Below are 22,024 nucleotides of genomic sequence, written 5' to 3' on the forward strand. Positions count from 1 at the left end.
ATGAGCCGTTAACCTTGGCGTGCCTTCACCCGCGCGCAGGGATCCCTGCCGCTCGCAGCGCCGAGTGCGCCTCGGCGATGGTGTGCTTGCCGAAGTGGAAGATCGAGGCGGCCAGCACCGCGCTCGCCTTGCCCTCGGTCACACCGGCCACGAGGTGATCGAGATTGCCGACGCCGCCACTCGCCACCACCGGGACCGAGACGGCCTCCGCGATCATGCGGGTCAGGGCGAGGTCGTAGCCGTTCTGGGTGCCGTCGCCATCCATCGAGGTGACGAGCAGTTCACCCGCGCCGTAGTCGGCCAGCTTGATCGCATGTTCCAGCGCGTCGATGCCGGTCGCCTTGCGGCCGCCGTGGGTGAAGATCTCCCACTTTCCGGGCGAAACCTGCCGCGCATCGACCGATGCGACGATGCACTGCGAGCCGAACTTCTCGGCGATATCGGCCACCACTTCGGGGCGGGAGACGGCCGCGGAGTTCACTGCAACCTTGTCCGCGCCCGCCAGAAGCAGCGCGCGGGCGTCCTCTGCGGTGCGGACGCCGCCGCCGACGGTGAGGGGCATGAAGCAGACTTCGGCGGTGCGCTGGACCACGTCGAGCAGGGTTCCGCGGCCTTCATGGCTGGCTGAGATGTCAAGGAAACATAGCTCATCAGCGCCGGCCGCGTCGTAGGCGCGGGCCTGTTCGACGGGGTCTCCGGCGTCCTTGAGGTCGACGAAGTTGACGCCCTTCACCACCCGTCCGTCACGGACGTCGAGGCACGGAATTACGCGGATTCGCACGGTCATTCGGCTTACTCCGGCTTGAAGAACAGCAGCACGGCGAAAACCGCCACAATGCCACACAAAGCGACATTGAACGCCGTGTAGAGCGCAAACTTGCGCGGATCGGCGGCTTTTGTCGTCAAAATCGGATTACGCGCACGGCTGAACAGCATCAACCGCGCCTTGCCCTCGCGCCAGTCGCGAAACGCGAAGATCGCAGCCGGCACGAAGATGACGAACGCCAGTACCGCCATGAGGCGATTTTCGTTCACCCCTCGCGCTCCGCGAACTGGATCGCGGCGGCAAGGTCGAGGCGACCGTCGTAGAGGGCGCGGCCGGTGATGACGCCCTCGATCCCGTCCTTGGCGTGAAGCGCCAGCAGGCGGATGTCGTCAAGGCCCTTGACGCCGCCCGATGCGATCACCGGCAGGTCGGTGCGGCGGGCGAGATCGACGGTGGCATCGATGTTGACGCCCTTGAGCAGACCGTCGCGACCGATGTCGGTGAACAGCAGGCTGGCAACGCCCGCGTCCTCGAACCGGCGCGCCATGTCGACGATCGAGACGTCGGAGACTTCGGCCCAGCCCTCGGTCGCGACCATGCCGTCGCGCGCGTCCACCGCGACGACGATGCCGCCGGGGAACTCCTTCGCCATGTCCTTGACGAACTGCGGGTCCTTGAGTGCAGCGGTGCCCATGACCACGCGCGAAACGCCCAAGTCGAACCAGCCCGCGACCGCCTCGGGCGTGCGAATGCCGCCGCCGAGCTGGACGTGGCCGGGGAACACTTCGAGGATGGCTTCCACCGCCTCGCGGTTCTCTGCCCGGCCCGCGAAGGAGCCGTCGAGATCGACGACGTGGAGGAACTGCGATCCGGCCTCGGCGAACAGCATCGCCTGCGCGGCGGGGTTGTCACCGTAGACGGTGGCGCGGTCCATGTCGCCTTCGGCGAGGCGCACGACCTGCCCTTGCTTGAGGTCGATGGCGGGGAAGACGATCATGATGCGATCCTGAGGGTCTGAGGGCAGCGCGCGGGCTTCGACAAGCTCAGCCTGAGCGGGGTTGGCACGGTTGTTATACCACCCCCGTCATTGCGAGCGCAGCGAAGCAATCCAGGGCGGTTTGCCCGGCCCTGGATTGCTTCGCTGCGCTCGCAATAACGAACGGGGGGTGCGTGATATCTCGCATGAAGACGAACGGGGTGGCGTGATATCTTGCATGAAAGCGCATTCCCGACCGCCCCCCGATAGAGGTGCGTCACGGCTTCCATTCCAGGAACCGCGCCAGCAGCGACAGCCCGTAGCCCTGGCTCTTTTCCGGGTGGAACTGCACGCCGACGACATTGTCCTTGGCCACCGCCGCGACAAGGCCGCCGCCGTGGTCGGTCATCGCCGCCACGCAGGCGCCGTCGTCGGGCTGGAAGTGATAGGAGTGCAGGAAGTACGCCTCGCCCGGATCGATCAGGCCCTGCGCCGGGTCCTTGCGGCCGAGGTTCACGTCGTTCCAGCCCATGTGCGGGATCTTGATCTCGGGATCGGTGCGCTCGATGCGCTGCACCTGCCCCTCGATCCAGTCGAGGCCGCGCGTCACGCCATGCTCAAGCCCGCGCGTGGCGAGAAGCTGCATGCCCACGCAAATGCCGAGGAACGGCGCCCCGCCGACATGGACACGCTCGGTCATCGCCTCGACCATGCCGTGAATGCCCCACAAGCCCTCCGCGCAGGCGCGAAACGAGCCCACACCCGGCAGGACGATGCGGTCGGCCGCGCGCACGACGTCGGGGTTCGCGGTGATCGCCACGTCCTCGGCCCCCGCCGCTCGCAGCGCATTGGCGACCGAGTGCAGGTTGCCCGCGCCGTAGTCGATCAGCGCGAGGGTCATTGGGCCAGAGCCTCCAGCCCTTCGCCGAGGAAAGTCGGCACCCATTCGATCACGTCGACTTTCGCGACGCCGCCCGCGATGAACGGATCGGTGGCCGCCAGTGCCTCGACGGCTTCACGGCTATCGCCCTTCGTGATGATCGCGCCGCCTTCGCGCGGGACCTTGCGGCCCCAGGCGAGGAAATGCCCCTCGCCGCGCCCGGCTTCCAGCCATGCAAGGTGGTCCGCCAGCAGCGCATCGACCTGCGCGATGTCGGTGGTGACATACGTGAGGTTGAGGATGAAGATCGCCATCAGAGGCTCGCCTGCCCGAGAATGCCCTTGGTCGAGGGGATCGCCCCGCCCTTGCGCGGGTCCAGTTCCACCGCGCTGCGCATGGCGCGGGCGAAGCCCTTGAAGATGCCTTCGCAGATGTGGTGGTTGTTGGTGCCGTAAAGCAGTTCGATGTGCAGGGTGATGCCCACCGCCTGCGCGATCGAGTGGAACCAGTGCTCGACCATCTCGGTGTCGAACTCGCCCAGCTTGTCCTGGGTGAAAGCGGCCTTCCACACGAGGTAGGGACGACCCGAAATGTCGAGCGACACGCGGCTCAGCGCCTCGTCCATCGGCGAGTTCACGTCGCCGTAGCGGCCGATGCCCGCCTTGTCGCCCAGCGCCTGGGTGATGGCCTGGCCGATGGCGATGGCGCTGTCCTCGGTCGTGTGGTGCTGGTCCACATGGAGGTCGCCCTTGATGTGGCACTTGATATCGATCAGCGAGTGGCGGCTGAACTGCTCGATCATGTGGTCGAGGAAGCCGATGCCGGTGGACACGTCATAGGCCCCGGTGCCGTCGAGGTTCACCTCCACGGCGATGTCGGTCTCATGGGTCTTGCGGATGATCGAGGCGGTACGCATGGCCCGTGCCTATATACCTGTACGCGCCGGAATCAATTCGGTCGCGGCACAAGAATGCGCGTCGGGCGTTTATATAGCAATCTTCGGTCGCAAGTGCTTCGAGCTAGGGAAAACCCGGCCCGACATGTTATTTTACGCTCGAACACGCTTGACCGGCCGGAGAACCATGAGCACGTAGGGCGCGATGAACGATACCACAGACAGCCTGATCCCTTACGACGAGATCGTGCAGGAGGCCCTGCGCGCCGTCGTCGGCCGTGTTCTCGGCCAGGTCGAAAGCTCCGGCGGCATGCTTCCGGGCGGCCACCACTTCTACATCACCTTCAAGACCGGCGCGCCCGGGGTCAGCATTCCCGCCGACCTGCGCGCGCGGTTCCCGGACGAGATGACGATCGTGCTCCAGAACAAGTTCTGGGATCTGGGCGTCTCGGAGAACGGCTTCACCGTCAGCCTCTCGTTCAACGCCATGCCCGCCAAGCTGGACATTCCCTTCTCGGCGATCACCGCCTTCGTCGATCCGGCGGTTGACTTCGGCCTGCAGTTCCAGGCCATGGTCGAGGACGAGGCAGACGAGCCCGCAGCGGCCGAGAACGATGCGGAACGCGATGTGGCGTCGCGCATTACTCCCAGCGAAGACGGCTCGAACGTCGTCTCGGTGGATTTCGGCAAGAAGAAGTAACCGGGCTCGCCCGGTAAGAGCAGGGCGAAAAATGGCAACGGTTCTGAAAGATAGCGCCAGGAAGGCCGCCAGCGTCGTCGCGGCCCCCGCCAAGGGGCTGAAGACGCTGGCCGACAATGGCGGGGAACTCCACGGGCCGAGCCCGAACCCCGCCACCAACCTCATCATCGCCGACATCGCCCTGCGCACCGCGACCACCATCATGCGCCGCAGCGTGGAACGCGGCGTGCTGGGCGCCAGCTACTCGCCGAAAAAGGCCAAGTCGATCCTCAAGGGCCGCACGGTGGCCGAAACGCTGCTGCACGGCGCGCTGGCCCGAGTCGCGCTGGGATCGGTGCCGGGGGCCGTGGTCATCGGCGGAGTGCTGGTGGCCAAGACGCTCTACGATCGCAGCCGCGCCCGGCAGGCGCGCGCCGAGGGCGCCGCGCAGTTGCAGGACATGGCCGAGGGCGGGGCGGAAGAATAAACCGCATCGTCATTGCGAGCGCAGCGAAGCAATCCAGGGCCGCATAAACCGCCCTGGATTGCTTCGCTGCGCTCGCAATGACGAAGGATTGGATCAGGTTCCGCCTTGATTCCCGCGCCAACCATCGGCATCGGGGGCCATGGTCCAGTCCACTCCTTCTCCCGACACCACCGGCACGCTCGCGCGTCGCGGTCTTATGTTCATCCTGTCCTCCCCCTCGGGCGCGGGCAAGACGACGATCGCGCGCATGCTGCTGGAGCACGATCCGCAACTGCGCAACTCGGTGTCCTGCACCACCCGCCAGCCCCGCCCCGGCGAGATCGACGGCGAGCACTACCACTTCATCACGCACGAGCAGTTCGACGCCATGGTCGAGGCGGGCGAGTTTCTGGAGTGGGCCACCGTCTTCGGCCAGAGCTACGGCACCCCCAAGGCGCAAGTGAAGGCAGGCCTCAAGGACGGCGTCGACTACATGTTCGACATCGACTGGCAGGGCACCCAGCAGCTTTACCAGAAGCTGGAGCGCGACGTCGTCCGCGTGTTCCTGCTCCCCCCCAGCATCGAGGAACTGCGCCGCCGCCTGACCGGCCGGGGCACCGACAGCGCCGAAGTGATCCACGGCCGCATGGAACGCGCCCGCTCGGAGATCAGCCACTGGGACGGCTACGACTATGTCGTGGTCAACGATGACATCGCCAGCTGCTTCGAGGAAGTGAAGAAGATCCTCCACGCCGAACGCCTCCGCCGCGCAAGGCAGACGGGGCTGATCGGGTTCGTACGGGAACTGATGCAGCCGGACGATTGAGGAAACAACAGTCGTCGTCCCGGACTTGATCCGGGACCGCTGGCTGTCTTTAGGCGATAGGTTGCAGGCGCGTTCAGCAAGGTGGGCTGTTCATGGCCAGCGGTCCCGGATCAAGTCCGGGACGACGATAACCTTGCCCCGCGCCCCAACTCCCTCTAGGCCGCGCCGCGACAGTTTCATCCTTTCCGGAGACCAGCCAATGTCCAACCTCAATTCTGGCCTCGCCGCCCAGATCGAAGCCGCGTTCGACGCACGCGACACCGTCACCCCCGCGAGCGCGGACGTTCGCAAGATCGTCGACGAGGCGCTGGAACTGCTCGATTCGGGCCAGGCCCGCGTCGCCGAGAAGATCGATGGCGAATGGGTCGTCAACCAGTGGCTCAAGAAGGCGGTGCTGCTCTCGTTCCGCCTGAATGACAACGCGGTGGTCGAATACGGCGCGGCGGGCGCCCCGGCCTACGACAAGGTGCCGCTCAAGTTCACAGGCTGGGACGATGCCCGCTTCAAGGCGGCAGGCGTGCGCGTGGTCCCCGGCGCCGTGGTGCGCCGCAGCGCCCACATCTCCAGGGGCGTGGTCCTCATGCCGTCGTTCGTGAATCTCGGCGCCTACGTCGGCGAAGGCACCATGATCGACACCTGGGCGACCGTCGGTTCTTGCGCGCAGATCGGCAAGAACGTCCACATCTCGGGCGGCGCGGGCATCGGCGGTGTGCTTGAGCCGCTGCAGGCCGGCCCGGTCATCATCGAGGACGGCGCGTTCATCGGCGCCCGTTCGGAAGTGGCCGAGGGCGTGATCGTGGGCGAAGGCGCGGTGCTGTCGATGGGTGTGTTCATCGGCGCCTCGACCAAGATCGTCGACCGTGCGACCGGCGAAGTCCACATCGGCCGCGTGCCGCCTTACGCCGTCGTCGTCCCCGGCGCGATGCCCGGCAAGCCGCTGCCCGACGGCACCCCCGGCCCGTCGCTGTACTGCGCCGTGATCGTCAAGACCGTGGACGCGCAGACCCGCTCGAAGACCGGCATCAACGAACTCCTGCGCGACTAAGCCGCGCAGACGCGGGACGGGCGGCGGAACATTCGCCCGTCCCGGCGTGTTGACGAAGGAAACGGGCCGCAACCGGCCGCCTTCGGAGCACGCCATGGAAACCCGAGGACAGGAAGTCCATCTCGACAAAGAGGAAGCCCGTGGTGGCGAGACGTCCGGCGTCGTGCGCTACGTCCTGCTCATCAGCCTCGCCCTCGTCATCATCGCGCTTTCTGCCATCTGGATCACCGGCGCGCTGACCACGCCAGAGACCGGCGGCCACGCCGATACCGAAAAGGCGGCGGCGCAGCAGCAAGACCAGCCGCAGTGACCGCCACCTTCCGCAAGGGAGCGCAGGTCACCTGGAATTGGGGCACCGGCACCGCTACTGGCCACATCGCCGAGCGTTTCGAACGCCGCGTCAGCCGCACGATCGAAGGCAAGCGCATCGTGCGAGTCGGAACGCCTGAAAACCCCGCATACCTTGTCGAGCAGCCTGACGGCGGCCGCGCCCTCAAACGCGGGTCGGAACTGCACCAAGCATGATGGACCTTGAGCGCTTCGTTACCGCGCAGGACGCCATCTTCGGCGAAGTCCGCGCCGAACTCGCCCATGGCGAGAAGCGCACGCACTGGATGTGGTTCGTGTTCCCGCAAGTCGCCGGGCTGGGCTCGAGCCCGATGGCACGCCGCTACGCCGTGGAGACGCTCGACGAAGCGCGGCGTTATTTGAGCCACCCTGTACTTCGCCAGAGGCTCGACGAAACGACTCGTCTCATGCTGGGCTGGGCGGGAAGGCGCAGCGCCACGGGTATCCTCGGCGCGGTCGATGCGATGAAGTTCGCCAGTTCGATGACCCTGTTCGAGCTTGCCGCCATGGGCACCGATGGCGCCGGACAATTCGCCCACGCCCTCGATGCCTTCTGCCAGGGACGAAGGGACGAACGCACTCTGCAACTGCTGCACCTCACATCCCATCACGCAAGTTGAACGCCGGGGAACTTTCCCGCGCCCATCCTCGTTCCATCACACGGCCCGAATCGATAATGCGGCCATAAAGGCACCGTCGGGTCGACGGGAGAGCAGTCATGTATCGTTCCGGTGACGAAGTTCATCTCGACGATGACGAAGCACGCGGGGGCTCTACGCCGCATATCGTTCGCTATGTGCTGATCGTCAGCCTGGTGCTGGTGGTACTGGCGATGTCGACCATTTGGATCGCCCGTGCCTTGTCCGACCGGCCAAGCAGTACGCCGGTGACTGCGGAACAGCACGCGCTGGGAAGCTGACGACAGGCTTGGGAAGAGTGACGGGAAATGCCAGGAGCCGTCGTCGAAGGCGGTAATCGAACGTGCCCGAAAGCTGCGTTCCCACCCCGGATTCGGACCATTCGCCCCCCGACGATCGGTCCATCCGGCTCGCCGGCGGCTCCTGTCAATCCGGTGGCCGAAACCACCGTCTCCTGTGCCGACAGGGATTAGGCACAATCCGTTGCCAACTCGTTAACAGCGCGCTTACCTTGCGGGCGAAATTCAAGCCAGCGCCTCTGCCAGCTCGCGCCATTGCGGCAGCAGCTGGTCGAAGCTGCCGCCCCTCGGCCCGGCGATGACCTGAAGACAGACGTGGTCGGCTCCCGCATCGAGGTGCGCCGCGACCCGCCGCGCCGCCGCCTCCACCCCGCCGATCGCGAAAAGGGCATCGAGCAGGCGGTCGTCCAGCGCCTCGATCTCCCCTTCGCTGAAGCCCAGTCGCACCCAGTTGTTGCGATAGTTGGGAAGCCGTCGATAGTGCTCCAGCGCCGCCACCGCCAATTCGCGGGCCTTGGCCGGATCGGCTTCCAGCACCACGCCCTGTTCGGGCGCCAGCAGAGGTTCCGGGCCGAGTATCGAGCGGGCGCGGCGCGAGTGCTCGGGCGTCGCCAGATAGGGATGCGCCCCGGCGGTCCGCTCGCCCGAAAGCGCCACCATCTTCGGCCCGAGTGCGGCGAGACACAGGTTGTCGCGCGGCATCCCGGCGGCGGCGAGCCGGTCGAGGAAGGCCGCCGTCACCTCCAGAGGCTTGCCCCAGGAATCGCCGATGAGCGGGCCATGGCTGATGCCGAGTCCGATCAGCGTACGCGCCCGCCACTCCTGCGGCAGCGCGAGGAACCAGGCTGCCAGTTCCTCCGGATCGTGCTTCCAGATGTTGAGGATGCCGGTGGCGATGGTCATCCGCGAGGTCACTGCCAGCAGCCGCTCGACCTCGGCCGGGGCACCGTCGTCGATACCGCCGGGAATCCACAGCGCACCATAACCCAGCGCATCGAGCTGCGCCGCCGCCGCGTTCGACTGCGGCTTGTCGCCGAAGCGCATCTCCATCGACCATATGCCCAGCCTGCCGATCGCGGGTGTCGCCATGGTACTTTTCTCCTCGTCTCCTGCGGTCATGGTGGGTTCGCCTGCCCTCTCCGGCAAGATTCTTGGCCGGAATCCAAGCCGGCATCGCCCCGGCGTGCAATGATCCACGGCATTCACCTGTCCAAAGCGCGTGCTTGATCGCGCCCAAATCACGGCATAGCCCTGCAGGATGGGAGAGTTCGACTATATCATCGTCGGCGGGGGCAGCGCGGGCTGCGTCCTCGCCAACCGGCTGAGTGCCAACCCGGAGACACGCGTGCTGCTGCTGGAGGCGGGCGGCAAGGACGACTACATCTGGATCCGGGTGCCGGTGGGCTACCTCTACTGCATCGGCAACCCGCGCACCGACTGGTGCCTGTCCACCGAGGCAGAGGAAGGGCTCGGCGGCCGTGCGCTCAAGTATCCGCGCGGGCGCGTGCTGGGCGGCTGCTCGTCGATCAACGGCATGATCTACATGCGCGGACAGGCGGCCGACTACGACGGCTGGCAGCAGGCAGGCAACCTCGGCTGGGGCTGGGACGACGTGCTGCCCTACTTCACCCGCGCCGAAGACCATTACGAGGGCGCCAGCGCGTTCCACGGCGACGGCGGCGAGATCCGGGTCGAGAAGCAGCGCCTGCGCTGGGACATCCTCGAAGCCTTCCGCGACGCTTGCGGACAACACGGCATCCCGCATTCCACCGACTTCAACACCGGCGACAACGAGGGCGCGGGCTTCTTCCAGGTGACCCAGCGGGGCGGCTGGCGCTGGAGCGCGGCCGACGCCTTCCTCAAGCCGGTCCGCTCGCGCAGCAATCTGAAGGTCGAGACCGGCGCGGTGGTGGACCGGGTGATCGTCGAGGCGGGCCGCGCGGTCGGCGTCGCCTACTCTGTCGGCAACCAGCAGCGCGTGGCGCTCACCCCCGGCGAAGTCGTACTGGCGGCGGGCGCGATCGGCTCGCCGGCGATCCTCGAGCGCAGCGGCATCGGCGACGCGGCGCGGCTGGCGGACCTCGGCATCGCGCCGGTGCTCGACCGGCCCGAGGTCGGCGCCAACCTGCAGGACCACCTGCAACTGCGCTGCGCCTACCGCGTCTCGGGCGTGGCGACGCTCAATGCGCGGGCGAGCAACCTCTTCGGCAAGGCGCTGATCGGCATGGAATATGCGCTGCGCCGGACAGGACCGATGGCGATGGCGCCCAGCCAGCTCGGCGTCTTTACGCGCAGCCATGCGCGCTATGCGACGCCGAACCTCGAATACCACGTCCAGCCGCTGAGCCTTGCCGCCTTCGGGGGAGCGCTCGATCCGTTTCCGGCCTTCACCGCCAGCGTCTGCAACCTCAGGCCGGAAAGCCGGGGCAGCACCCGCATCACCGCCGCCGATCCCACAGCCGCGCCGTCGATCCGGCCCAACTACCTCTCCGCCGAGGAAGACCGCCGCGTCGCCGCCGAGGCGATCCGCATCACGCGCGGCATCGTCTCGCAGCCCGCTCTGGCCCGTTACCGGCCCGAGGAAGTGCGCCCCGGCCCTGCCTTCGAGAGCGAGGAAGACCTGCAGCGCGCAGCGGCGGAGATCGGCACGACCATCTTCCACCCCGTCGGCACGGCGGCGATGGGCACGGTAGTCGACAGCCGGCTGCGGGTGATCGGACTGGACGGTCTGCGCGTCATCGATGCCTCGGTGATGCCGAAGATCACGTCGGGCAACACCAATGCGCCGACGATGATGATCGCCGAAAAAGGCGCCGAAATGCTGCTGGATCGAACCTAGTTCCTCCCCGAGCTTGCTCGGGGAGGGGGACCGCTCGCACAGCGAGTGGTGGAGGGGGCGGAGTTCAAACATTCCCCCCTCCGTCACCGCCTGCAGCGGCGCCACCTCCCCGAGACAAGCTCGGGGAGGAATGCGTCACACCAGAAATTCCAGCGTGCGCTTCACGATCTCTCCCACGTAGTCGCGCACGTCGCGCCCGCTGGCGGCGGCCGCCATCAGCGGCACTTCCAGCCCCAGCACCTGCCCGCGCGGCAGGGCCTCGACGAATTCGCGCAAGGGCAGTTCCCCCTGCCCCGGGATCATGCGACCGCTCATCGCCTCGGTCATGTAATCGTCATCGCCCTTGCGCGGCACGTCGCTCAGCTGGACATGCCCGATCAGCGCCGGGTCGAGCTGCGCCACCTGCCGCACCGTCCCGCCCGAGCGGAAGAAGTGCATCGTGTCGATCAGCACCGTCGCCTTTCCCGCGCCGATGTACTCCACCGCCTCCAGCGCCTCCGGCAGCGAGCGGATGGTGAAGACCGGCGTGAACTCGATCGAGAACTCCATGCCGCGCTCGGCCGCCATCGTCGCCAGCGCGGCCAGCTGGTCGAAGGCCCGCGCGCGCTCCACGCCCATGTCCACCGCATTGACCCGCAGCGCGCCGAGATCGGCGAAGATGTCCATGTCGCCCGCCCGCTCGGCAGCGTCCAGTTCAGCGGACACGCCGAGGCCCTCGGCGATGCTGATGGCGATCCCGCGATCGGCGAGCACCGCCTTCAGTTCACGCCGCAAGGCCGGATCCTCGCGCAACGACCAGGGGGCATAGCCATGCGGGTTGAAGCGTTCGGGCAACTGGCTCAGGCCCATCGACACTGCCTTGCAGCCGAGGTCGGCGGCCAGAGTGACGTGCTCGACCGGGCCGAGCCCGAGCACCGTCAAAAGTTCGATACCCAGCGGATGTGGCATGGTCGTGATTCCCTCTCCCGTCGCCGCTGCCATACCGCGTGGACGGCGGGCAAGGAACGTCATTCCCGTGTCGGTCACTCAATTCAGTGGAGTACGCCTGCGCGCCGCTTGTCCCAGGCGAACCACAATAGCCCGAGTGCGATGACCCAGATGCAGGCAGTCATCGCCAGCATCCCCGGCGTGGTCATGCTTTCCGGCATCCCGGCGGAGAACTGCCAGGCCTGCGACACCGCCAGCCCGACCAGCGACACCGCGAAGGCAGGCACCGCCCAGCCCGACCGCGCGAGCAGCAGCAGGCTTGCCGCCAGCCCGCCCCACACGCCCAGAGCCCAGGGCACCAGCGTCCAGCTCGGCGCGGAATCGAGCCAGTCGATGATCTCGGGCGGGACTTGCGCAAGATAAGTCGGATTGCGCGAAGCCGTCATCGTGAAGTCGAGGCAGCCGAAGGCATTCCACAGCACCGCCAGCACCGCGATGAGCCAGAAGGTCCACCCCGGCCTCGTCACGTATCTGTCCGTCGTAGCCATCGCGCCTCTCCCTGCCGGACCCAAGGATACTCCCGCGACGAGGCCGATGCAATTCGCGCCGCGAATGGCTAAGTACCCTTTCATGGCCGACCTTTTTGCCGATGACCTGCCGCCGTCGCCCCCTGACGACCTGCGCGAGGACGCCCCCCTCGCCGACCGCCTGCGCCCGCGCGACCTGACCGAGGTTGTGGGGCAGGAGCACCTGACTGGCCCCGAAGGCGCGATCGGGCGCATGGTGGCGGCGGGGCGGCTGTCCTCGATGATACTGTGGGGGCCGCCGGGGACCGGCAAGACCAGCATCGCCCGCCTGCTCGCCGCCGCCGTGGGCATGCGCTTCGCCGCCGTCTCCGCCGTGTTCTCGGGCGTGGCGGACCTCAAGAAAGCCTTCGCCGAGGCCGACGTCGCGGCGAAGGCGGGCCAGCGCACGCTGCTGTTCGTGGACGAGATCCACCGCTTCAACCGCGCCCAGCAGGACGGCTTCCTGCCCTTCGTCGAGCGCGGCACGGTGACGCTGGTGGGCGCGACGACCGAGAACCCCAGCTTCGCCCTCAACGCCGCGCTGCTCAGCCGCGCGCAAGTGCTGATCCTCCACCGCCTCGACGCCGCCGCGCTGAATGCGCTGCTGGCCAAGGGCGAGGAGTTGGAAGGCCCGCTCCCCGTCACGACGGAAGCGCGCGAGGCGCTGGTCGCCTCGGCCGACGGCGACGGGCGGTTCCTGCTCAATCAGGCCGAGACGCTCTATGCGGCGAAGATTCCGCAGGCGCTCGATCCGGCAGGGCTCGGCCAGTTCCTGCAGCGGCGCATGGCGGTCTACGACAAGGACCGCGACGGGCACTACAACCTCATCTCCGCGCTGCACAAATCGGTGCGCGGATCGGACCCGCAAGCCGCGCTCTACTACATGGCGCGGATGCTGACGGCGGGCGAGGAACCGCTGTTCGTGCTGCGCCGCCTCGTCCGCATGGCCAGCGAGGACATCGGCATGGCCGACCCGCAGGCGCTGGTGCAATGCCTCGCGGCCAAGCAGGCTTACGAGTTCCTCGGCTCTCCCGAGGGTGAGCTGGCGATCGTGCAGGCGTGCATCTACGTCGCCACCGCGCCGAAATCGAACGCGGCCTACCTGGCGTTCAAGTCCTCGTTCAAGGCCGCGCGCGAGACGGGTTCGGTCAGCCCGCCGCAGAACATCCTCAACGCGCCGACCAAGCTGATGAAGGACATCGGCTACGGCAAAGACTACGCCTACGACCACGATGCGCCCGACGCCTTCTCCGGCGACGACTACTGGCCCGAGGAAATGGGGCCGCAGGTCTATTACGAGCCGGTGGAACGCGGCTTCGAGCGCGAGGTGAAGAAGCGCCTCGAATGGTGGGACAAGAAGCGCGCCGAGCGGCGGGCGGAGTGACCTCGCGACCAATACCTCGTCACCCTGAACTTGTTTCAGGGTCCATTTCGCCGCCGATACAGCGCCGTGATTCCGTAAACCGCCAGTGCCGCTGGTGACCTGCACTGGCAACCGCGGCTGCCCGATGGACCCTGAAACAAGTTCAGGGTGACGACATGGTGGATGTCATGCCATCGCATCGCATGCCCGATCAGGAAACCCCATGCACTTCCGCCACTTCATCGCCATCGACTGGTCAGGCGCGCTGGGCGAGCGCCAGAAGGGCATCGCCGTCGCCCTGTGCGAAAGCGGCGACGCCGCGCCCCGCCTGCTGCGCCCCGCCACCCACGCCGCATGGTCCCGCACGCAAGTGCTCGACCTGTTGCTGGGCCGCCTGCCGCCCGACACCCTCGTCGGCCTCGACCTCGGCCTATCGCTGCCTTTCGCCGACGCGGGCGCGTTCTTCCCCGGCTGGGCCCACAGCCCGCCCGATGCCCGCGCGCTCTGGGCGCTGATCGACGCCATCTGCGCCGAAGACCTGCACCTCTCGGCCGCCAGCTTCGTCGATCACATCGATCTCAGCGCCTACTTCCGCCGCCACGGCGGGCGCGAGGGGGCGCATTTCCACCTCCCCGGCGCGCTCCACAAGCGCGGCCGCATGCGCGTGACCGAGGAGGCGCAGGCCCGCGCCGGATGTCGCCCCTACTCCAACTTCAACCTCGTCGGCGCGGCACAGGTCGGCAAGTCGAGCCTGACAGGCATGCGCCTGCTCCACCGCCTGCAGGGCCGCGTGCCGGTCTGGCCGATCGACCCGCTGCCTGCGAGCGGCTCGGTGGTGACGGAAATCTACACCACCCTCGCCGCCGTGGAGGCCGGGCGCAGCGCAGGCCGCGCTAAGATGACCGACCACGCCGCGCTCGATGCGGCGCTCGAAACCCTGGGGTCACGGCCGACGCGCGGACAGGGCCCAATCGACGACCACAGCGCCGACGCCCTCCTCACCGCCGCCTGGCTGCGCGTCGCCGCCCCGCGCGCGGACCTGTGGCAACCCGCTGAACTCACGCCCGAACTCGCTCGCACCGAGGGCTGGACCTTCGGCGCGCGCTGACGCACAACCGCTCCCATAAGCACAGGGAGCCTCCCCCCAATGAAGTCCATCCTGCTGGCGGGCATCGCCTGCCTTACCCTTTCCGCCTGCGCCACGACGATGGCCGACGATCGCCGCGCCGACGCCGCCATGGATGCCGCGCAAGTGGCGGAGCGAACCGCTCCTGCGCCGACGTGGAAGAGCTTCGTCGATGGCACCATCGAAGGCTGGTTCAAGACCGACCCCGCCTTCGCGATCTACGAAGGCGCGCACAAGTACGACGGCCGCCTGCCCGACTGGAGCGACGTCGGGCTCAAGGCCCGCGCCGCCTTCCTGCACTCCGTCATCGACAAGGCGGGCCAGTTCACCGCCCTTTCCGACGCCGACCGCTTCGAACGCGACTATCTGGTTCAGGTCGCCAAGGGCCAGCTGTTCTGGCTGGAGGACGCCGACCAGCCGCACACCAACCCCGCCTACTACATCAACGGCGGCCTCGACCCGAACGTCTACGTCAGCCGCGACTATGCCGACAAGCCGACGCGGATGAAGGCGATGATCGCGTTCTTCAAGGCGGTGGCAGCGCAGGCCCCCAATATCCGCGCCAACCTGCCCGCCGCGATGCCCGCCAGCTTCATCAAGCTGGGCACCGACGGCTTCGGCGGATTTGCCGACTACTACCGCGGCGATGCCCGCGCCGCCTTCGCCGACGTCGCCGACCCGGCGCTGCAGGCCGAGTTCAAGGCCGCGTCCGAAGCCGCCGCCGTCGCCATGAAGGGCATCGCCGACCAGGTCGCCAAGGCCATCCCGACGCAGGATTTCGCGCTCGGCGCCGACAAGTTTGCGCGCATGGTGCTTGCGACCGAAGGCGTCGATGCCACGCTCGATACGCTGGAGGTGGCTGGCAAGGCCGACCTCCTGCGCAACCAGCAGGCGCTGAAACTGGCCTGCGCGAAATACACGCCGGGCAAGACCATCCAGCAGTGCTTCGACAGGATGCGCGCCGACAAGCCCAAGGACGGCCCGGTCGCCGAGGCGCGGCGCGAGATTCCGCAGCTCGCCGAATTCGTCCGCAGCCACGACATCGCGACGATCCCCGGCACGAAAATGGCGATGGTCGAGGAAAGCCCGCCCTACAATCGCGCCAACTCGGCCTACATTGACCCGCCGGGGCCGCTGGAGAACGGCGGCTCGTCGATCTACTACATCTCGCCGCCAGACCCGGCGTGGTCGAAGCAGATGCAGATGGACTACATCCCCGGCAATGCGGACCTGCTGTTCACCACCGTCCACGAGGTGATGCCGGGCCACTACCTGCAGTTCCTCCATTCGAACGCGGCGCCCTCGATCGTCGGCAAGCTGTTCGTCGGCTACGCCTTCGCCGAAGGCTGGGCGCACTATGCCGAGGAGATGATGCTGGAGGCAGGCCTCGGCGACGGCGATCCGGGCGTGCAGGTGGGCCAGATCTCCAACGCCCTGCTGCGCAACTGCCGCTATCTCTCGGCGATCGGCCTGCATGCGCGGGGGATGACGCAGGCGCAGTCGAAGACGATGTTCATGGAGCAGTGCTACCAGGACGCCGGCACCGCCGAACAGCAGGCCGCGCGCGGGACGTATGATCCGGCCTACCTCAACTACACGCTGGGCAAGCTGATGATCCGCAAGCTGCGCACCGACTGGACCGCGACGCGCGACGGGCGTTCGGCCTGGAAGGCGTTCCACGACGAATTCCTGAGCCACGGCGGCCCGGCCATCCCGCTACTGCGCCAGACGATGATGCAGGAGGCCGCGCCGCACGCGGTATTCTGATTATGGGCTTTACCGGCGCCCCCCGCTCGCGGTAAGGGCGCCGGACTTGCTTGATGAAGCAAGCGCCGGCTTAGCTCAGTTGGTAGAGCACCTGATTTGTAATCAGGGGGCCACGGGTTCGAATCCTGTAGCCGGCACCACCTTTCGCCTACTTTTCCGCCACCCACTCCCTGCGCAGGCCCGGCCCCGCCAGCGTCATCAGCAGCGCCGCCAGCAGGTAGAGCACCAGCGCGAACAGCATCGAATAGCGCAGCGATTCGGCACCCCACACCGGCGCCAGCGCCTTCGACAGCGCGCCCAGCGCATAGATGCCGCCGCCAAGGCCGATCAGGTTGTTGATCAGCAGGAACAACGCCGAGGCCGTCGCGCGGGCGGGCGGGTCGACGAGGTGCTGGATCGCGCCGGTCACCGGGCCGAGCCAGAAGTAGGCCAGCACCTGCGGGATCAGGAACAGCACGAAGGCCACCGGCACGCTGGTCGTCCAGATTCCGCCCGCATAGAGCGGCACCGCCAGCACGAAGCCGATCGCGGGGACGCGGCCGTACCAGGCGCGGTCGCCCTTCCCCAGCCGGTCCGCCAGCGCGCCGCCGGTCAGCACACCGACCGTCCCACCCAGCAGCAATACCGCGCCGAAGAACCATGACGTCTCGACGAGGGTGAGGTGGAAGCTGCGCTGAAGCAGGCTCGGCAGCCAGAACGCGACGCCGTAGCCGAGCATCGAACTGGACGCCGCGCCGAAGCTGAGGAACCAGAACGCCCGCTTGCGCGCCAGCGTGGCGAAGACCTCTGCGAAACGCACGGTCGGCGCGGAGACAGGGCGCGGCTTGTCCTTCACCACCAGCTTGAACAGCGGCGCGATCAGGATGCCGCACAGGCCGACGATGAGGAACGCCGTGCGCCAGTCCACCGCCTGCGCCACGTAGCCGCCCGCCATCACCCCCGCCGCAGAGCCGAGCGGAATACCCAGCGAATAGACCGAGAGCGCGAAAGCGCGGCGCTCGCTGGGGAAATGGTCGCCGATCACCGCATAGCTGGGGGCCACGCCGCCCGCCTCGCCGACACCGACGCCGAGGCGGGCGAGGAAGATGTGCCAGAACCCCGTCGCCAGCGCGCAGGCAGAGGTGAACACGCTCCATACCACCAGCGAGCCGGTGATGACCCAGGACCGGCTCGTGCGGTCGGCCACCCAGGCCAGCGGCACGCCCAGCGTGGAATAGAGGATCGCGAAGGCAAGGCCGCCCAGCATTCCCATCTGCGCGTCGTCGAGCTTGAGGTCCGCCTGGATCGGCGCGGCGAGGATCGAGAGAATCTGCCGGTCGATGAAGTTGAATACATAGACCAGCAGCAGCATCGCCAGCACGAGGCGGGGGGATGTGCTCTTATGCTCGGTCATCGCGTTTGCACCCTTTTCGTCATCCCGGACTTGATCCGGGATCGCTGGCCGAGAACGGCCCACCTTTCTGCGCGCAGCACGCTCCCAGCTAAAGACAGCCACCGGTCCCGGATCAAGTCCGGGACGACGGGAGATGCGCCTTCAGAAACGCCTCGATAGCGGCCAGCACCGCCGGCTCGTCGAGGATCGGGGCGTGGCCGACGCGTGGCACTTCCACCGCCGCATAAGGCCCCGAATGACGGCGCGCCATCTCTTCCACCGTGGCGGGGCTCAGCAAGTCCGAGAGTGCACCGCGCACCACCAGTACCGGCACCGCACCCAGCAGTTCCCACAAGGGCCACAAGTCCGGCGGCACGGTCTGCGGGGCATCGCCTGCGATGCTTTCGGAAATCGCCGGGTCGTATGCGAAGGAGACGGTGCCGTCGGCGTTCTCCCGCGCGATGCGGCGAGCGAAAGCATCCCACTGCACTGCGCCATAGTCGGGAAAGGCCGGGGCGTTGATGGCGCGGGTGCGGGCGGCGGCCTCGGTCCAGCCGGCCATCTTGCCGCCGGGTCCGACGTAGCCCTGTATCCGCGCGAGGCCCGCCGGGTCGAGCACCGGGCCGATGTCGTTGAATATCGCCGCCTGCGCGAGGTCAGGCCGCAGCGCCTGCATCACCATCGCCATGAGCCCGCCCATGGAGGTGCCGACCAGCCCGGCGCGGCTGATGCCAAGGTCATCCATCAGCGCCAGCATGTCCTGCGCGTAGACGTCCGGCCGGTACTGTGCGGGGTCCGGATCCCACTGCGAGGCCCCTCGCCCGCGCTGGTCGGGCACGATCATGCGGTAGTGCCCGGCGAGCTTGCCCACCAGCGGTTCGAAATCGGCGCTGTTGCGTGTGAGGCCGTGCATCATCAGCAGCACAGGCGCGCCCTCATGTGCCGGGTAGTCCCGAGCGACGAGGTCGAGCCGGCCGTCGGCGCTACGATAATGATGGACGCGGTAGTCCATGAAATGTCCTTTCAATGGGCGGCTGCCCGACCTCTTCTATCCCGTCATCCCCGCGAAGGCGGGGACCCATCTGACGGAAGTGCAACAGACACCGTCAGGAGATGGGTTCCCGCCTTCGCGGGAATGACGGAAAATGCGGTGCTCGCCCTCAGAACGCCAGCGTCGCGGTCGCGAAGACCTGCCGCGGGTTGCCGTAATAGGCGGTCAGCGTGCCCTCGGTCCCCAGCGAAGGGATGAACCTCCCGCTTGGTGCCGTCAGCAATTCGCCCGTCACCGGATTGGTCGCCAAGAACGTGTAGCCCGAGGTCTTGTACCGCGTGTCGAGGATGTTCTTGCCGTGGACGCCGAAGCTCCAGCGGCTGCCCGGGGCGGTGTAGACGAGGCTGGCATCGAGCAACCCGAAGCCCTTCTGATCGAGATAGGGGTTGGGAATCTCGAACTGATAGACCTTGGAGCGGTACGAATATGTCGCGCTGACATCCAGATCGCCGCCGCCCACCGGGGTCGAGTAGGCAAGCGTGCCGCTGGCGGTCCACTTGGGTGTATTCTGCACCTTGCGGTACTGCGCCACGTCGGTCGGGGTGGAGGCGATGTTGGTGATGTACTCCTTGTATTGCGCATCAATGTAGCCGAGCGCGCCCGACAGGCTCAGCCGGTCGCCCGAGGCCATCAGGTCACGCCCCAGCCGCGCATTGGCTTCCAGTTCGAAGCCCTTGAAGCGCGCCTTGCCGGCATTGGTGATCACGCCGCAGAACGTCGGCAGCCCGCCCACGGTGCAGCCCGCCGAACCCGGGATCTGCACATCCTTGTAATCCATGTAGAACCCGGCCGCCGCGATGTAGAGCCCGCCGCCGAAGAAGTTGCCCTTGTAGCCGACCTCGTAGCTGTCCACCGTCTCCGGCTGGAAGCTCAGGTAATCGGCGATCTCGGTATCGGTGGGCGCTCCCGGCGTCGCGGCGGGCGCGTTGACGCCGACGCCGCGCGGGTCGAAGCCGCCACCCTTGAAGCCCTGGCTGTAGCTTGCATAGATGTTGTGATCCGGCGTTGGCTTGAAGCTGAGCGAGGCGCGCGGCGTGAACTTGTCGAACTTCGCCTTGCCAGAGAAGTTGGTGTTCGGCGCGCCAAGCGGCACTCCCGCCCCGCCGAATACCGGCGAGCCGCCGCCGAGGTAGTTCTGCCGCAGGATCTGCGCCTTGCGCTCGTCCCAGGTATAGCGCCCACCGACCGCGAGGCTCAGTTGCTCGGTGAAATCGAAGGTGAAGTCGCCGAAGATCGCGAAAGTATTGGTATCGACGTTGGCGCGGGTGAACGCGGTCAACCCGTTGAGCGCGGTGAACAGGCGCACGTCGAAGTCGGTGTCGGCCTTGGCGGTCAGGTAATAGGCGCCCAGCAGGCCCTGCACCATGCCGCCATCGTCCCACAGCAGCTGGACTTCCTGGCTCATCTGCTCGTTGCGGTAGTAGGCGGGCACGTCCACGTCGACGGCGGGCAGCGCGTCGAAGTCGATCGGCGAGGCAGAGTTGTCCTTGCGCCACGAGCTGATCGAGCGGAACGTCAGCGCGTCAGTCAGTTCGGCAGTGGCGTTGATCGCCAGCCCGTAGGCTTCCACCACCTGGCGCGGATCATTGAGGCCGCCGCGCGTGTCGTAGACGTCGTCCAGCACCGGCGCGCCCGAGACGTAGCCAGGGATCAGGCGATGGCCGCCGCGCGCGTTGGACTTGTCCTTGGTGTAGTCGCCCGAGATGCGGATCAGCACCGGCTCGCCATAACCGCCGATGTCGACGCTGGCCCGGCCCGCCCAGATGTCCTTGTTGTAGTTGTCCTGCCCCGTCGTCAGGTTCTTGCCGAAGCCCCCGCGCGACAGCCGCGCCACCGACCCGCCGACGCGGATGAGGTCGCTGACCGGGGCAGAGGCGGTGGCGATCAGGTCCGCCTGGTCGTAGCTGCCGTAAGTGCCCTTCACCTTGAAGGAGAACTCCTGCGGCAACTGCTTGGTCACGTACTTGACCGCGCCGCCGATGGTGTTGCGCCCGTAGAGCGTGCCTTGCGGCCCGCGCAGCACTTCGATCCGCTCGACATCGTAGATATCGAGTACGGCGGCCTGAGGGCGGTTGAGGTAGACGTCGTCGAGGTAGATGCCCACGCCCTGCTCGAAGCCCGAGACCGGGTCCTGCTGACCGACGCCGCGAATGAAGGCCGACAGCGTCGAGTTGGTCCCGCGCGAGGGCTCCAGCGTGACGTTGGGCGAGACGTTGGCGATTTCGGTGATGTCCACCGCGCCGGACTTGGCCAACTGGTCTCCGCTGAAGCTGGAGACGGCGATCGGCACGTCCACCAGCCGCTCCTCGCGGCGCCGCGCGGTGACGATGATGTCGCCGCCTTCGGCAGCGGCTTGCGCTGCGGGGGCGCTGTCCTGCGCCATCGCCGGTGTCATGAAGCCGCCCGACAGAGCCAGCACACTTGAGGAAATCGCGAGGAATCGCACCCTTCGCATCACAGTCACTCCCATTCACGCTTCTTGTTGGCGCCCCTCATATTGATAGTTGAACCGAGTTTCAACTTTGAATGTTTGCCATGGCGCACGGTCCGGTCTAACTGTGTCATCGTGAGCACAGAAAAGCCTCCTGCCGAAGGTTCGGCCGCCAAGGCCCCGCGAACCGAGCGCGGGCGGCGCACCTTGCGCAAGCTGCTGGACGCCGCCGCCGTCGAGTTCGGCGAGCACGGCTTTCACGAAGCCTCGATCACCGGCATCACCCGCCGGGCGGGAACGGCGCTGGGCAGTTTTTACACCTACTTCAATTCCAAGGACGAAATCTTCCGCGCGCTGGTGGACGACCTCTCGGGCAAGGTCCGCGAAGCTGCGCGGAGCGCCCGGCAGCAGGATCTGCCCGCACTGGAGACCGAACGGGCCTCGCTGACCGGATTCCTGCGCTTCGCCGCCGAGCACAAGGAAATCTACCGTATCATCGACGAGTGCGAGTTCGTCGATCCGGCCAGCTTCCGCCAGCATTACCAGTCCACCGCCACCCGCATCCGCGAACGCCTCTCCGAAGGCATCCGCAAGGGCGAATTACGCGAAGGGCTGGGCGAGGCGCATGCCTGGGCGATCATGGGAATGAACGTGTTCCTCGGCCTGCGCTACGCGGTGTGGGGTGATGCGGAGGCGGAGGAGATCGCGGAACTGGCGAACTCGATCCTGCGCGACGGGATCGTGAAACGTTAGCTTACGGCGCG

The 22,024-nt window shown here is 67.2% G+C and carries 25 protein-coding genes and 1 tRNA gene; 14 read left to right on the plus strand and 12 right to left on the minus strand.

What is annotated here, in order from left to right:
- Positions 1 to 25: 25 nt before the first annotated feature.
- From hisF to hisB, 6 genes are all read right to left on the minus strand, one after another.
- The gene (hisF, locus tag PKE80_RS07845) at positions 26 to 787 is read right to left on the minus strand and encodes an imidazole glycerol phosphate synthase subunit HisF (RefSeq protein WP_069709031.1); all 762 of its coding nucleotides are present in this window, start codon (positions 785 to 787) and stop codon (positions 26 to 28) included.
- A 5-nt stretch (positions 788 to 792) separates the two neighbouring features.
- Positions 793 to 1,035: a hypothetical protein gene (locus PKE80_RS07850; protein ID WP_271181991.1), complete on the minus strand. Its 243-nt coding sequence runs from the start codon at positions 1,033 to 1,035 to the stop codon at positions 793 to 795.
- Positions 1,032 to 1,763: a 1-(5-phosphoribosyl)-5-[(5-phosphoribosylamino)methylideneamino]imidazole-4-carboxamide isomerase gene (gene hisA / locus PKE80_RS07855; protein WP_008831786.1), complete on the minus strand. Its 732-nt coding sequence runs from the start codon at positions 1,761 to 1,763 to the stop codon at positions 1,032 to 1,034. Before hisA ends, PKE80_RS07850 begins: the two co-directional genes overlap by 4 nt.
- 256 nt (positions 1,764 to 2,019) lie before the next feature.
- Positions 2,020 to 2,643, minus strand: a complete 624-nt coding sequence (gene hisH, locus PKE80_RS07860; protein ID WP_271181992.1) for an imidazole glycerol phosphate synthase subunit HisH — start codon at positions 2,641 to 2,643, stop codon at positions 2,020 to 2,022.
- Positions 2,640 to 2,936, minus strand: a complete 297-nt coding sequence (locus PKE80_RS07865; protein WP_271181993.1) for a YciI family protein — start codon at positions 2,934 to 2,936, stop codon at positions 2,640 to 2,642. Before PKE80_RS07865 ends, hisH begins: the two co-directional genes overlap by 4 nt.
- Positions 2,936 to 3,538 (minus strand): imidazoleglycerol-phosphate dehydratase HisB, encoded by a 603-nt coding sequence (gene hisB, locus PKE80_RS07870; RefSeq protein WP_271181994.1) that lies wholly within the window; start codon positions 3,536 to 3,538, stop codon positions 2,936 to 2,938. The genes PKE80_RS07865 and hisB overlap by 1 nt, the downstream gene beginning before the upstream one ends.
- Positions 3,539 to 3,722: 184 nt before the next feature.
- Between hisB and PKE80_RS07875 the strand changes: the two genes are divergently transcribed.
- The 8 genes from PKE80_RS07875 (at position 3,723) to PKE80_RS07910 (ending at position 7,800) form a co-directional block, all read left to right on the plus strand.
- Complete coding sequence (locus PKE80_RS07875) at positions 3,723 to 4,217, plus strand: SspB family protein (RefSeq protein ID WP_271181995.1); 495 nt, start codon at positions 3,723 to 3,725, stop codon at positions 4,215 to 4,217.
- A gap of 31 nt (positions 4,218 to 4,248) precedes the next feature.
- Positions 4,249 to 4,683, plus strand: a complete 435-nt coding sequence (locus PKE80_RS07880; protein WP_271181996.1) for a hypothetical protein — start codon at positions 4,249 to 4,251, stop codon at positions 4,681 to 4,683.
- A 139-nt stretch (positions 4,684 to 4,822) separates the two neighbouring features.
- Entirely contained in the window at positions 4,823 to 5,488 is a 666-nt protein-coding gene (gene gmk, locus PKE80_RS07885) for a guanylate kinase (RefSeq protein ID WP_008831792.1), read from the plus strand.
- Positions 5,489 to 5,687: 199 nt separating this feature from the next.
- The gene (dapD, locus tag PKE80_RS07890) at positions 5,688 to 6,533 is read left to right on the plus strand and encodes a 2,3,4,5-tetrahydropyridine-2,6-dicarboxylate N-succinyltransferase (RefSeq protein ID WP_271181997.1); all 846 of its coding nucleotides are present in this window, start codon (positions 5,688 to 5,690) and stop codon (positions 6,531 to 6,533) included.
- Between the two features lie 94 nt (positions 6,534 to 6,627).
- The gene (locus PKE80_RS07895) at positions 6,628 to 6,843 is read left to right on the plus strand and encodes a hypothetical protein (RefSeq protein WP_271181998.1); all 216 of its coding nucleotides are present in this window, start codon (positions 6,628 to 6,630) and stop codon (positions 6,841 to 6,843) included.
- On the plus strand, positions 6,840 to 7,058 hold the full coding sequence (locus PKE80_RS07900; RefSeq protein ID WP_271181999.1) for a hypervirulence associated TUDOR domain-containing protein: 219 nt from the start codon (positions 6,840 to 6,842) through the stop codon (positions 7,056 to 7,058). The genes PKE80_RS07895 and PKE80_RS07900 overlap by 4 nt, the downstream gene beginning before the upstream one ends.
- On the plus strand, positions 7,055 to 7,501 hold the full coding sequence (locus PKE80_RS07905) for a DUF1810 domain-containing protein (RefSeq protein WP_271182000.1): 447 nt from the start codon (positions 7,055 to 7,057) through the stop codon (positions 7,499 to 7,501). Before PKE80_RS07900 ends, PKE80_RS07905 begins: the two co-directional genes overlap by 4 nt.
- A gap of 98 nt (positions 7,502 to 7,599) precedes the next feature.
- Positions 7,600 to 7,800 (plus strand): hypothetical protein, encoded by a 201-nt coding sequence (locus PKE80_RS07910; protein WP_008831797.1) that lies wholly within the window; start codon positions 7,600 to 7,602, stop codon positions 7,798 to 7,800.
- Positions 7,801 to 8,043: 243 nt separating this feature from the next.
- Here PKE80_RS07910 and PKE80_RS07915 read toward each other — a convergent pair whose 3' ends face one another.
- Positions 8,044 to 8,937, minus strand: coding sequence for a TIGR03620 family F420-dependent LLM class oxidoreductase (locus PKE80_RS07915; RefSeq protein WP_271182001.1), 894 nt, complete (start codon positions 8,935 to 8,937; stop codon positions 8,044 to 8,046).
- A 139-nt stretch (positions 8,938 to 9,076) separates the two neighbouring features.
- Between PKE80_RS07915 and PKE80_RS07920 the strand changes: the two genes are divergently transcribed.
- Positions 9,077 to 10,657: a GMC family oxidoreductase gene (locus PKE80_RS07920; protein WP_271182002.1), complete on the plus strand. Its 1,581-nt coding sequence runs from the start codon at positions 9,077 to 9,079 to the stop codon at positions 10,655 to 10,657.
- A 135-nt stretch (positions 10,658 to 10,792) separates the two neighbouring features.
- Here PKE80_RS07920 and PKE80_RS07925 read toward each other — a convergent pair whose 3' ends face one another.
- Positions 10,793 to 11,605 (minus strand): sugar phosphate isomerase/epimerase family protein, encoded by an 813-nt coding sequence (locus PKE80_RS07925; protein ID WP_271182003.1) that lies wholly within the window; start codon positions 11,603 to 11,605, stop codon positions 10,793 to 10,795.
- An 83-nt stretch (positions 11,606 to 11,688) separates the two neighbouring features.
- Entirely contained in the window at positions 11,689 to 12,132 is a 444-nt protein-coding gene (locus PKE80_RS07930) for a hypothetical protein (protein WP_271182004.1), read from the minus strand.
- An 82-nt stretch (positions 12,133 to 12,214) separates the two neighbouring features.
- Between PKE80_RS07930 and PKE80_RS07935 the strand changes: the two genes are divergently transcribed.
- From PKE80_RS07935 to PKE80_RS07950, 4 genes are all read left to right on the plus strand, one after another.
- Positions 12,215 to 13,534, plus strand: coding sequence for a replication-associated recombination protein A (locus tag PKE80_RS07935; RefSeq protein ID WP_271182005.1), 1,320 nt, complete (start codon positions 12,215 to 12,217; stop codon positions 13,532 to 13,534).
- Positions 13,535 to 13,736: 202 nt separating this feature from the next.
- Complete coding sequence (locus tag PKE80_RS07940) at positions 13,737 to 14,621, plus strand: hypothetical protein (protein ID WP_271182006.1); 885 nt, start codon at positions 13,737 to 13,739, stop codon at positions 14,619 to 14,621.
- Positions 14,622 to 14,660: 39 nt separating this feature from the next.
- On the plus strand, positions 14,661 to 16,406 hold the full coding sequence (locus tag PKE80_RS07945; protein ID WP_271182007.1) for a DUF885 domain-containing protein: 1,746 nt from the start codon (positions 14,661 to 14,663) through the stop codon (positions 16,404 to 16,406).
- Between the two features lie 64 nt (positions 16,407 to 16,470).
- A tRNA-Thr gene (locus PKE80_RS07950) sits at positions 16,471 to 16,546 on the plus strand.
- Between the two features lie 8 nt (positions 16,547 to 16,554).
- On the opposite strand, the gene PKE80_RS07955 is transcribed toward PKE80_RS07950, so the two are convergent.
- The 3 genes from PKE80_RS07955 to PKE80_RS07965 form a co-directional block, all read right to left on the minus strand.
- On the minus strand, positions 16,555 to 17,799 hold the full coding sequence (locus PKE80_RS07955) for a spinster family MFS transporter (protein ID WP_271182008.1): 1,245 nt from the start codon (positions 17,797 to 17,799) through the stop codon (positions 16,555 to 16,557).
- Between the two features lie 112 nt (positions 17,800 to 17,911).
- Positions 17,912 to 18,790 (minus strand): alpha/beta fold hydrolase, encoded by an 879-nt coding sequence (locus tag PKE80_RS07960; RefSeq protein ID WP_271182009.1) that lies wholly within the window; start codon positions 18,788 to 18,790, stop codon positions 17,912 to 17,914.
- 148 nt (positions 18,791 to 18,938) lie between these two features.
- On the minus strand, positions 18,939 to 21,284 hold the full coding sequence (locus PKE80_RS07965) for a TonB-dependent receptor (protein WP_271182010.1): 2,346 nt from the start codon (positions 21,282 to 21,284) through the stop codon (positions 18,939 to 18,941).
- Positions 21,285 to 21,395: 111 nt separating this feature from the next.
- Here PKE80_RS07965 and PKE80_RS07970 point away from each other — a divergent pair, with 111 nt between their 5' ends.
- On the plus strand, positions 21,396 to 22,013 hold the full coding sequence (locus tag PKE80_RS07970) for a TetR/AcrR family transcriptional regulator (RefSeq protein WP_271182011.1): 618 nt from the start codon (positions 21,396 to 21,398) through the stop codon (positions 22,011 to 22,013).
- Positions 22,014 to 22,024 lie beyond the last annotated feature (11 nt).

The organism is Novosphingobium resinovorum (genome assembly GCF_027922145.1).
GTDB classification, from domain to species: domain Bacteria; phylum Pseudomonadota; class Alphaproteobacteria; order Sphingomonadales; family Sphingomonadaceae; genus Novosphingobium; species Novosphingobium resinovorum.

What these genes read in the sequence shown, in the direction of transcription:
- hisF (WP_069709031.1), bottom strand. Translation starts at nt 787, where the DNA reads ATGACCGTGCGAATCCGCGTAATTCCGTGCCTCGACGTCCGTGACGGA.
- hisA (WP_008831786.1), bottom strand. Translation starts at nt 1,763, where the DNA reads ATGATCGTCTTCCCCGCCATCGACCTCAAGCAAGGGCAGGTCGTGCGC.
- hisH (WP_271181992.1), bottom strand. Translation starts at nt 2,643, where the DNA reads ATGACCCTCGCGCTGATCGACTACGGCGCGGGCAACCTGCACTCGGTC.
- PKE80_RS07865 (WP_271181993.1), bottom strand. Translation starts at nt 2,936, where the DNA reads ATGGCGATCTTCATCCTCAACCTCACGTATGTCACCACCGACATCGCG.
- hisB (WP_271181994.1), bottom strand. Translation starts at nt 3,538, where the DNA reads ATGCGTACCGCCTCGATCATCCGCAAGACCCATGAGACCGACATCGCC.
- PKE80_RS07875 (WP_271181995.1), top strand. Translation starts at nt 3,723, where the DNA reads ATGAACGATACCACAGACAGCCTGATCCCTTACGACGAGATCGTGCAG.
- PKE80_RS07880 (WP_271181996.1), top strand. Translation starts at nt 4,249, where the DNA reads ATGGCAACGGTTCTGAAAGATAGCGCCAGGAAGGCCGCCAGCGTCGTC.
- gmk (WP_008831792.1), top strand. Translation starts at nt 4,823, where the DNA reads ATGGTCCAGTCCACTCCTTCTCCCGACACCACCGGCACGCTCGCGCGT.
- dapD (WP_271181997.1), top strand. Translation starts at nt 5,688, where the DNA reads ATGTCCAACCTCAATTCTGGCCTCGCCGCCCAGATCGAAGCCGCGTTC.
- PKE80_RS07895 (WP_271181998.1), top strand. Translation starts at nt 6,628, where the DNA reads ATGGAAACCCGAGGACAGGAAGTCCATCTCGACAAAGAGGAAGCCCGT.
- PKE80_RS07905 (WP_271182000.1), top strand. Translation starts at nt 7,055, where the DNA reads ATGATGGACCTTGAGCGCTTCGTTACCGCGCAGGACGCCATCTTCGGC.
- PKE80_RS07910 (WP_008831797.1), top strand. Translation starts at nt 7,600, where the DNA reads ATGTATCGTTCCGGTGACGAAGTTCATCTCGACGATGACGAAGCACGC.
- PKE80_RS07915 (WP_271182001.1), bottom strand. Translation starts at nt 8,937, where the DNA reads ATGACCGCAGGAGACGAGGAGAAAAGTACCATGGCGACACCCGCGATC.
- PKE80_RS07920 (WP_271182002.1), top strand. Translation starts at nt 9,077, where the DNA reads ATGGGAGAGTTCGACTATATCATCGTCGGCGGGGGCAGCGCGGGCTGC.
- PKE80_RS07925 (WP_271182003.1), bottom strand. Translation starts at nt 11,605, where the DNA reads ATGCCACATCCGCTGGGTATCGAACTTTTGACGGTGCTCGGGCTCGGC.
- PKE80_RS07930 (WP_271182004.1), bottom strand. Translation starts at nt 12,132, where the DNA reads ATGGCTACGACGGACAGATACGTGACGAGGCCGGGGTGGACCTTCTGG.
- PKE80_RS07935 (WP_271182005.1), top strand. Translation starts at nt 12,215, where the DNA reads ATGGCCGACCTTTTTGCCGATGACCTGCCGCCGTCGCCCCCTGACGAC.
- PKE80_RS07940 (WP_271182006.1), top strand. Translation starts at nt 13,737, where the DNA reads ATGCACTTCCGCCACTTCATCGCCATCGACTGGTCAGGCGCGCTGGGC.
- PKE80_RS07945 (WP_271182007.1), top strand. Translation starts at nt 14,661, where the DNA reads ATGAAGTCCATCCTGCTGGCGGGCATCGCCTGCCTTACCCTTTCCGCC.
- PKE80_RS07955 (WP_271182008.1), bottom strand. Translation starts at nt 17,799, where the DNA reads ATGACCGAGCATAAGAGCACATCCCCCCGCCTCGTGCTGGCGATGCTG.
- PKE80_RS07960 (WP_271182009.1), bottom strand. Translation starts at nt 18,790, where the DNA reads ATGGACTACCGCGTCCATCATTATCGTAGCGCCGACGGCCGGCTCGAC.
- PKE80_RS07965 (WP_271182010.1), bottom strand. Translation starts at nt 21,284, where the DNA reads ATGCGAAGGGTGCGATTCCTCGCGATTTCCTCAAGTGTGCTGGCTCTG.